Source organism: Streptococcus sp. HMSC064H09 (assembly GCF_001812625.1).
Taxonomy (GTDB): Bacteria; Bacillota; Bacilli; order Lactobacillales; family Streptococcaceae; genus Streptococcus.
In genome coordinates, this window is sequence record NZ_KV809605.1 from 11,674 (window position 1) to 14,946 (window position 3,273).

At 38.0% G+C, this 3,273-nt stretch carries 2 protein-coding genes; both read right to left on the reverse strand.

Annotated elements, in window-relative coordinates; all coding sequences use genetic code 11:
* Window positions 1–208, reverse strand: a 208-nt coding sequence (locus HMPREF2867_RS11395; RefSeq protein ID WP_176744107.1) for a hypothetical protein, incomplete at its 3' end; no start/stop codon positions are given.
* A 298-nt stretch (window positions 209–506) separates the two neighbouring features.
* Window positions 507–3,273, reverse strand: a 2,767-nt coding sequence (locus HMPREF2867_RS08045; RefSeq protein WP_256263079.1) for a hypothetical protein, incomplete at its 5' end; no start/stop codon positions are given.

The following is a 3,273-nucleotide window of genomic DNA, read 5'->3' on the forward strand; positions in this document are numbered from 1 at the left end:
CAACCTTTGTTTCTACGAGGTCTGCTGTGGTTTCCACATTGGCAGTGGTAGCAGCAGTCACATCAAGGTTTGATGAGTTATCAGCTTTAGCTTCCTCAGCGAAGGCAGGTCTTGCGATAAAGGCAAAACTTGCAAGAGCAGTTGCACATGAGAATGCAATCAAACGTTTTTTGGACTTAGGTCCAGTAAAATTAGAATGTACTTTCATACTTTTTCCTCCATTTCCTAAGTCCTATTATAGCGCTATTTTAGAGACTTTCAAGAAAAAATAAGAAATTTAGACAAAAATAAGAAAACGATTACATTGTGATGCGAGTGAGAGAGGGGATGATTTTAGTTGCTACAGACTTTTCTAAAAACAAAAAAATCCAGGACCTATGCCCTGGATTTAGGAGATTATGAAAAAGAAAAGTTTTAGGATGGTTATAGTATATAAAGCAAAGCCTAAAGTTTTCTTAAAGTGGAAGATGGAATTACTTTTTCATAATGCTTACTGCTCACTTACACTAATTGAGGAGTTTTCCATTTCCCTCAGCATCAAAATGGTAGGTCTTACCTTCGATAGTGAGGGTAGTGTTCTCAGTACGTGCACCACTGTTAGGATCATAATAATGAAGTTTATCATTTACAGTGACTAGTTCCCCTTTAGCTTGTTTGCCATCTCTATGGAAATAGACATGAGCCCCATCAATAGTTTGTTCACCGGTTAGTGCATACCAATTAGGTCCAAAGTAATACCAGTTACCATTAACCTCTTTATATTGATTTTTTATAGCAGTAGCTGTTTCCTTATCAAAGTAATAGATATGGCTACCATTAGGAATAAGTGATGGGAAATAGTCTTTAGTCAAGCCATTCGCACTAACCCTACCATCAGCATATTTATTTGTCGGAGCATCAAACATATAAAGTTCTCCGTTGATAATGTGAAGCCCTAATGGGACGTGACCAGAAGCGGTAATGTAATATCTATTACCGTTTTTGGCCTTAACGAATTGAGGCCCTTTGACTTCTTTGTTATTCAAATCGTAGAATGAAGAGTAGCCGTAAGGATATAGAAATTCTTCTCTAGCAAGGTGGGGATCTGCACCGCCCGTAAAGGTATACTCTTTACCATTGATAGTTCGAACTCCCCCTTCTCTAAGTCTTTTGCCTTTAGCATCAACATAATAAGTCTTTCCATTCAAATCGACAAATTGTTCCTTAAGGCGGGCACCACTATCTTTATCGTAAAATGAATCGTTTTCAGCAAAGTTTCCTTTAACCTGCTTACCAGTACTATCGAAGTAGACCTCGACACCATCAATGACTTGTTCACCAGTAAGGCGTTTGCCGTCATTACCAATATAATACCAATTATTGTTTATGTTTTGATAATGATTTTGTCCTAAGTCTACTCGGTCTCCTGAATTTTTACTGTAATAGTAGCCATCCGAAGCGAAGTCGCCCTTAATCTGTTTACCGTCTTGGTCAAAGAAAACATTATGACCATCAACGACATGGGCACCTTTAAGAGGAGTACCTTTAGCACCGATTCTATACCAATTGTTATTGAAGTTAACATAACGATTGGTTACTTGTACTCCTGAATTTTCATCATAGTACGCTCCATTTTCAGCAAAGTTCCCTTTAACTTGCTTGCCATCTTTATCAAAGTAAAAATTGTTGCCATCAATGACTTGTTCACCTTTTACAATTTTACCTTCGTTATTAAGATAGTACCAGTTACCGTTCACTTGAACAAACTGATTGTTGCCAAGATTAACGCGTGCACCAGAATCTTTATCATAATAGAAACCGTCATCTGCGAAAATCCCTTTAGCTTGAACCCCATCTTTGTCAAAGAATACGGTTACGCCATTAATGACTTGCTCTCCTTTAAGAGCTTTAGAGTCTGAACCGATATAGAACCATTTATCTTTATTTTCAAGGGTATTATATGAGTTACTCTGGTCATTGATTTGAACATAACGATTAGTAACAGGTTCCCCTGTAATTGCATCATAAAAAAGTCCATTAGGTGCGAAATTTCCTTTAACTTGGATACCGTATTTACCGAAGTTGAGATGCTTACCATTAATAATTTGTTCTCCCTTAATTGTATTGCCTTCGTTATCGAGGTAATAAATAAGGGTTCCTGATGGTTGCTCTAAGGAGACAAAGCTATTTTTGACGAGTGCTCCAGTGTCTTTATCATAATAATAACCATCGTAGCCAAAGTCTCCTTTTGCTTGGTGTCCTCTATAGTTAAAGTAGACACGAACGCCGTCAATAACTTGTGGACCTGTCACCACTTTTCCGTCTGACCCAAGATAATACCAATGGGTCTCTAGAGTTGGAGCCATAGAGCCGTTCGATTCGTAGCGTGTTAATTGAATATAACGGTTTGTCACGAGCTCGCCAGTATCCTTGTCATAGAATTGGCCGTCAGAATTAAAATCCCCTTTAATTTGATATCCGTAATAAGGGGTAAAGTAAACTTTCACACCATCAATGACTTGTTCACCTTTAAGTATCTTTCCATCTTCATCAACATAGAACCAATGGTTATCGATGAACACGTAGTGTTTTTTCCCTAGATCAACTAAATTACCATCTTGATTATAGAAACGCCCATTGTCAGCAACGCTATTACGCACCTGTGCTCCATCATACTTATCGAAATAGACAGATTTTCCATTGATGATTTGTTCACCTTTTAATTTGTCGCCATTTTTATCAACATAGAAAGGATAGATAGTGTTGTTATAGTTGTATTTAGTGCTAAAAACATAGCTATCTGTTACAAGGTTACCATCTTTATCGTAGAAGTGTTCATTGCTAGCAAATCCGTCTCGAACTTGAAGGCCGTTGTAATCATTGAAATAAACTTGTTTTCCTTGAATGGTTTGTGCGCCTTTTAATGGTTCACCATTTTTATCGACATAGTAAACACCACCAAGATGATTAATATAACAATCCGTTACAAGAGCACCAGAATCTGCATCATAGTATTGTTTATTTTTTGAAAAGTTTCCCTTGACTTGTATGCCATTTTCATCGAAATAAACGTTGATCCCATCGATTTTTTGTGCACCAGTTAGGTTCTTACCACTAGCATCCTTATAATACCAGTTACCAAGGCTATCACTATAATATTGACCACCGGTAACATTGGTTTCACTATTGGTATCTGCGGTTGCTGATGCAGCCTCACTGGCAGCCCGGTCTGTGGTTACAGCTTCGCGTGTTTGGCCTGCGGCTGATTCTGCAGGAGCTTGGCTTTCACTTGCA